5 protein-coding genes and 1 pseudogene are annotated in these 6357 nt (G+C 69.2%); 5 read left to right on the plus strand and 1 reads right to left on the minus strand.

All coding sequences use genetic code 11. The annotated features are described in order from the left end of the window. A partial coding sequence (hslU, locus tag V7D28_RS12955) for an ATP-dependent protease ATPase subunit HslU (protein WP_333587801.1) occupies positions 1 to 1184 on the plus strand: 1184 nt, incomplete at its 5' end. 3 nt (positions 1185 to 1187) lie between these two features. Here hslU and V7D28_RS12960 read toward each other — a convergent pair. Beyond that, positions 1188 to 3509: a sensor histidine kinase gene (locus tag V7D28_RS12960; RefSeq protein WP_333587802.1), complete on the minus strand. Its 2322-nt coding sequence runs from the start codon at positions 3507 to 3509 to the stop codon at positions 1188 to 1190. A gap of 123 nt (positions 3510 to 3632) precedes the next feature. On the opposite strand from V7D28_RS12960, the gene V7D28_RS12965 reads away from it, so the two are divergent. From V7D28_RS12965 to V7D28_RS12980, 4 genes and pseudogenes are all read left to right on the plus strand, one after another. Next, positions 3633 to 4223 (plus strand): hypothetical protein, encoded by a 591-nt coding sequence (locus tag V7D28_RS12965; protein WP_333587803.1) that lies wholly within the window; start codon positions 3633 to 3635, stop codon positions 4221 to 4223. Then, positions 4220 to 4624: a metallopeptidase family protein gene (locus V7D28_RS12970; RefSeq protein WP_333587804.1), complete on the plus strand. Its 405-nt coding sequence runs from the start codon at positions 4220 to 4222 to the stop codon at positions 4622 to 4624. The genes V7D28_RS12965 and V7D28_RS12970 overlap by 4 nt, the downstream gene beginning before the upstream one ends. Before the next feature lie 171 nt (positions 4625 to 4795). After that, complete coding sequence (locus V7D28_RS12975; RefSeq protein ID WP_333587805.1) at positions 4796 to 5926, plus strand: ferritin-like domain-containing protein; 1131 nt, start codon at positions 4796 to 4798, stop codon at positions 5924 to 5926. Between the two features lie 250 nt (positions 5927 to 6176). Then, positions 6177 to 6357, plus strand: a pseudogene (locus V7D28_RS12980) (ferritin-like domain-containing protein); the annotation flags it as partial.

The following is a 6357-nucleotide window of genomic DNA, read 5'->3' on the forward strand; positions in this document are numbered from 1 at the left end:
AGGCCCTGCGCGACGAGGTGACGCCCAAGAACATCCTGATGATCGGCCCCACCGGGGTGGGCAAGACCGAGATCGCCCGGCGGCTGGCCAAGCTCGCCCAGGCGCCCTTCCTGAAGGTGGAAGCCACCAAGTTCACCGAGGTGGGCTATGTGGGCCGCGACGTGGATCAGATCGTCCGCGACCTGGTGGAGAGCGCCATCGCCATGGTCCGCGACAAGCGCCGCGGGGCGGTGCGCGCCCGGGCCGAGGCCGCCGCCGAGGAGCGGCTGCTGGACGCGCTCACCGGCCCCGGCTCCACCGCCGCCCGGGACAGCTTCCGCAAGAAGCTGCGCGAGGGCCAGCTGGACGACAAGGAGGTGGAGCTGAGCCTGGCCGATTCCGGCGGCGGCATGCCCCTGTTCGACATTCCCGGCCAGCCGGGCGCCTCCATGGGGGTGATGAACATCTCCGACATCATGGGCAAGGCGTTCGGCCAATCTCGCACCAAGACCCACAAGACCACCGTGGCCGGCGCCTGGGCGCCCTTGATCGCCGAGGAGAGCGACAAGCTGCTGGATCAGGAGGCCCTGACCCAGGAGGCCCTGCAGCTGGCCGAGAACGAGGGCATCGTCTTCCTCGACGAGATCGACAAGGTGGCCAGCCGGTCTGACCGGGCCGGCGCCGATGTGAGCCGCGAAGGCGTCCAGCGCGACCTGCTGCCCCTGATCGAGGGGACCACGGTGGCCACCAAGTACGGGCCGGTGAAGACCGACCACATCCTCTTCATCGCCTCGGGCGCCTTCCATGTGGCCAAGCCCTCGGACCTCCTGCCCGAGCTTCAGGGCCGCCTGCCCATCCGGGTGGAGCTGAAGGCGCTCAGCCGCGACGACATGCGCCGCATCCTGACCGAGCCGGAAGCCAATCTGATCCGCCAGAACCAGGCCCTGCTGGCGACCGAGGGCGTGACCCTGTCCTTCACCGAGGAGGCCATCGACGCCCTGGCCGATTCCGCCGTGGCGGTGAACGGCTCGGTGGAGAATATCGGCGCCCGACGGCTCCAGACTGTCATGGAGAAGGTGCTGGAGGATATCAGCTTCACCGCCGGCGACCGCTCGGGCGAGCAGGTGGTGGTGGACGCCGACTATGTCCGTCAGCGCCTCGGCGACCTGGCCGCCAATACCGACCTGTCGCGCTACATTCTTTAGAGCTTAGAATTCCAGCTCGCGGTGGCTGGCCGCCTCGGACTGGGCGAGTTCGGGCAGGTGGCAGGTGAAGGTGGCGCCGTTGCCCGGCTCGCTCTCCAGGGCCACCCAGCCGCCGTGCAACTCGGTGAGCGCCTTGACCAGCGCCAGACCCAGGCCAGGCCCCCCCCGCTCGCGCCCCACGAAGCGGTCGAAGATGTGGGCCTGGACGTGGAAGGGAATGCCCCGCCCGGTGTCGGTCACCTGCAGCTTCACCTCGCCCAGGGCCCGGCGGGCGGAGATGATCACCCGGCCTTCCGGCGGGGTCTGGCGCAGGGCGTTCTCCACCAGATGGTCCAGGATCTGCGTCAGGCGGTGGGCGTCGGCGCGGATGACGCCGATGTCCTCGGCATGCTCCACCTGAAGGGAGACGCGGCCGTCCTCGGCCTCCCGCGCCCAGCGCCCGGCGGTTTCGGCGATGAGATCGCCCACATGGACGTCTTCCAGGTCGAGCGCCATCTCGTCGGCGTCGATCTGGGCCATGTCCAGCACGTCGTCGATGGAGCGGGCCAGCTGGGTGGCGGCCAGGCGCACCGCGCCGGCATGGGCGCGGCCGCGTTCCGACAGGTTCTCGCCGGAGCGTTCCAGCAGTTCGGAATAGCCGATGATGGTGGTGAGCGGGGTGCGCAGCTCATAGGAGACATTGCCCACGAAGTCGCGCTTCAGCCGCTCGGCGTCGGCCAGGGCGGCGGAGCGGTCGGCCAGGGCGCTCTCCAGCTTGCGGGCGTCGGTGACGTCGGCGAAGGCGATCAGGGTGGCGCCGTCGGGCAGGGGGCGCGACTGATAGACCACGATGCGGGAGTCGGAGGTCTTGACCTCGCCGGACATGGCCGCCCGGGCGCTGGGGTCGGGATCGGCCACCCGGCCCTTGAGCTCACGCCAGAAGTTGCGGTCATGCAGGCGTGGGACGCACAGCTCCACCACGCCCTCGAAGTCTCCGGCCTGGTCGAGCTGGGCGGCGTTGACGTTCCAGAACCGCTCGAAGGCCTCATTGTGCAGGCGCAGGCGGCCGTCGGAGCCGAACACGGCCACCGCGTCGTTCAGCTTGTCCAGGGTGGCCTGCTGCACCTGGATCAGGGCGTTGTACTGGGCCTTGAGCTTCAGCTCGTCGGTGATGTCGGAGAACAGCAGCAGGATGCCGCCCATGGGGTGGGGCTGGCGCACCACCCGCAGGGTGCGTCCGTCCGGCAGGCTCCACAGGTCGTCCGGGGCCGGGCCCAGGGCCTCATAGCGGTCCAGTTCAGCGGCCTTCCAGCGGGCGTAGTCGGCGGTCTCGGGCAGGCGCCGCCGCTGGCGCAGGCGGTCCAGCACCTCGCCGTGGGCCGGACGGTCCCCCAGCCAGGCCGGCTCCAGCCCCCACAGTTCGGCGAAGGCGGTGTTGTGGAAGATCAGCCGCTTGTTGGCGCCGAAGATCGCCACGGCGTCGGCGATGTGGTTCAGGGTCTCGTCATGGGCCGCCACATGGCGCTTGAGCGCCTCGCGCATCTCCTCGGTCTCGGTGACGTCTTCGGCCCACACCCCGACGCCGCCGCCCTCCAGGGGGCGGGCGGTGATGTGGAAGGCCCGGCGGCGGCCGCCCACGGTGAGCCAGCGGGTGGTCTGGCGGACCTGGGCCAGATTGGCCGCCTCGCTGGCCAGTTCGTCGGCGGCCTTGTCGAAGGTGAGCCCCCGGGCGGCGGCCTCGTCCAGGCTTGCGGCGTCCACCGCGGCCAGCCAGGCGCCATTGACCCAGACCGGCGAGCCGTCGGCCGCGGCGATCCAGGCCGGATCGGCGCGGGCGTCCAGGAAGGCGGCGAAGCGCGGCGCGGTGGGCAGGCCGGCGTCCTCGCCGATGATGGCCGACAGGCGCAGCCAGGCGAGCGCGCCGGCGGCCCGCCCCTCCACGGCCACAACGCCCTCGGGTCCGCGCACCTCGAAGGCGCAGGCCTCTCCCCGGTCGAACAGGGCCCGCAGGCGCCGGGCGTGATCGGGATCGGCGCGCATGAGCGCATTGACCAGCCCCTGGGCGTCAGGGGTCTCCACAGCCAGCGCCGTGGCGCAGACGGCCAGGCTCTCTTCGCCCGAGGCCAGCAGGGCGCGGCCGTCTTCCACCGCCAGCAGGGCGGAATCGAAGGCCTCGGCCGAGGACTGCGCGGCTTCGGCGCGGAGCTCCAGCTCTGCGATCTTGCGTTTGAGCCCCAGCAGGCGCGCATGGCTCTGGCGCTGCTGAGCGAGCGCCCACAGCGTGGCGCATATGGCGAGGCACACCGCACCGGCGGCCGCCGCCAGGATCAATTCGTGCGCATCCATCACCACTCCATCGACGCCCGTCCGCGCCGATGCGAATCACCCAGGTCACACCATAAGGCGCAAACCGGCCGGTCGCATCCAGCCTCCGTTCACAGACGGCGTCGATTGCGCGACAATGTGTCCATGTCCGCCATCCTCTATCCCGTGGCCCCCGACGCCGAGGCCGCCCTGGCCGCGCCCCTGGGCCGGGCCGCCCGGGCGCGGGAGGCCGCCGCCCTGGCCCGCGGCGAATCCGTACGCTTCGTCACCCAGGGGGTGGGGCCGGAATTCGCCACCCGTGAGGCCGCGCTGGAGGCCCATGCGGGCAAGGTGGAGGATGACCGGCCCGGCCGCCTGATGACGCTGGCGCCGGAGGACCGCTTCTGTCGCCTGATGGAGTTCGTGGCCCCCGTCGGCGGGCGGCGCCGGATCCTCGCGCCCGCTGCGCCGGTCTTCGCCGAGGGCCGCCGCTGGCCCGACCGCCCGCAGGCGCCGGCGGCCACGCTCTGGCGGCTGCAGATTTCGTTCTGGAAGGTGGGGGAGGCGGCGGATCTCGCCGAGGGGCCCCAGGCCCGCCAGCAGCGCCGCCGCCCCGACGCCGAGCCTGATCGCGACACCCTGCGCGCCCTGACCCGCCAGCCGCTGCGGGCCGTGCGTCCGCAACAGCCCCTGGACATCGGCCTCTTCGAGGTGCGTCCCCCCGAAGCCCCTCACACCGTGATCGCCGACGAATGACCGAGCCGTACGGGGGACCCGCCCCCAGCCTGGACGATCTGGCCGAACTCGCCCAGCGCGCCTTCGAACGCCTGCCCGCCCAGTTCCGGGCCATGACCGGCCATGTCCTCTTCCGGGTGGACGACTTCGCCGACCAGGAGGTGCTGGACGATCTGGAGATCGAAGACCCCTTCGACCTCACCGGCCTCTATCATGGGGTCGATCTGGCCCGCCGCTCGGTGCTCGATCCCGAGGTGCATCCGGCCATGGTCTTCCTCTATCGCCGGCCCATCCTGGACGAGTGGGCCGCCCGCGGCGACGTCACCCTGGAAGAGCTGGTCAGCCACGTCCTGGTCCACGAGATCGGCCACCATTTCGGCCTGTCCGACGCCCAGATCGAGGCCATCGAGGCCGCCGACTGAAGCCGGGTTCAAGCCCCGGGTTCAAGCCTGCGTCATAAAGGTGACGGGGGCGTCATCTTTGTTGACTGAACGCCGTTCATGGGCGAAGGTGTGGACAGAACGCGAGGCTGGTCCGCACAGCGCGGGCCATGGCCATCAGAGCCCGCCCGCGCCCCACAGGAGGACCAAGCCATGGCCGCTGACGGCAACATCACCAAGGACATCATCTACGACGCCGTCGCCCCCGACGACTTCGAGTCCATGCTGGAGCTGGACCGCTACAACGCGCGCTCCACGGCGTTCGACAAGATCATCTCGGCCACCCACGACCACTTCTGGGATCCGCTCGACAAGAAGTACATCGACTTCGACGAGCCCTTCGACATGGAAAACGAGATGATCCTGCCCGAGGACATGATCATCTCCATGTCCACGGACTATGTCTCCAACCATCTGTCGGACTGGAAGACCCGCGTCCGCTTCGTGAACCAGTCGGCCCTGCGGTCCTTCTCCTCCATCCTGCACGGCGAGCAGGGCGCGCTGAACCTGTCGGCCAGCCTCTGCCATGTGCTGAAGGACCAGGGCGCCCAGGAGTACGCCGCCAACCAGACCCGCGAGGAAGCCCGCCACGTCACCGGCTTCGCCAAGTACATCAAGGCCCGATGGGGCCGTCCGGTGGAATGCGGCCCGACGCTCAAGACCCTGCTGGTGGAGATCATCGGCAGCCCGGAGGTCTATAAGAAGATCATCGGCATGCAGATGCTGGTGGAAGGCCTGGCCATGGGCGCCTTCGCCACCATCTTCAACAACATCCGCGATCCCATGGGCAAGAAGCTGCTCCAGCTGGTGATGACCGACGAGGCCTTCCACCACAAGTTCGGGAAGATCTGGGCCGACCGCACCGTGCCCCACCTGACGGCCGAAGAGCACGCCATCATCGAGGACTGGGCGGCCCACTGCTTCCAGACCCTGCTGTTCAACCTGGTCTCCCCCAGCCAGCAGCGCGACCTCTATGAGGAGTTCGGCCTGGATCCGGACAAGGTCATTGCCGAAATGGCCGAAATGGTCACCGACGAGACCCGTCGGGAGAACATGAAGGAGCAGACCAACATCTTCCGGGTGCTGGTGAAGACCCTGCTCAACGCCGGCATCATCACCGACCGCACGCGGGCCTTCTACGCCACCTATGTGGACATGGACGAGCTCAAGGCCGAGGGCGATCGCATGGTGGGCGACGACATCGCCGAGGAGGGGATCAAGTACCTCCAGGAGATCAACTTCAAGGACCGCGTGGCCGCTCCGCTGACCATCGCCGCCGAATAATCCTTCCGCCTCCATGGAAGGCCGCGTCCGCCGGACCCGCTCCGGCGGGCGTTTTCGCGCCGCCTTGGCCGCCGGCGCGCGCCTCGCCCGCATGAAAAACTGACGCCCGCGTCACGGTTTCCTTTGACGAACGTCGGTCAACGAGTCAGGCTGGCCGCAAGCACAGAGCCGCCCACCCGTCGCGACAGCGGGGGACACCCCGAATGCGGATCAAGGGCGCCGGCAATCCCACACCCTTCTGGAGGAACGCATGGCCGCCGACGGCAACATCACCAAGGACCTCATCTACGAAGCCGTCGCCCCTGACGACTTCGAGTCCATGCTGCAGCTGGACCGCTACAACGCCCGCTCCACGGCGTTCGACAAGATCATCTCAGCCACCCACGACCATTTCTGGGATCCGCTCGACAAGAAGTACATCGACTTCGACG

Source organism: Phenylobacterium sp. (assembly GCF_036723115.1).
Lineage (GTDB): Bacteria > Pseudomonadota > Alphaproteobacteria > Caulobacterales > Caulobacteraceae > Phenylobacterium.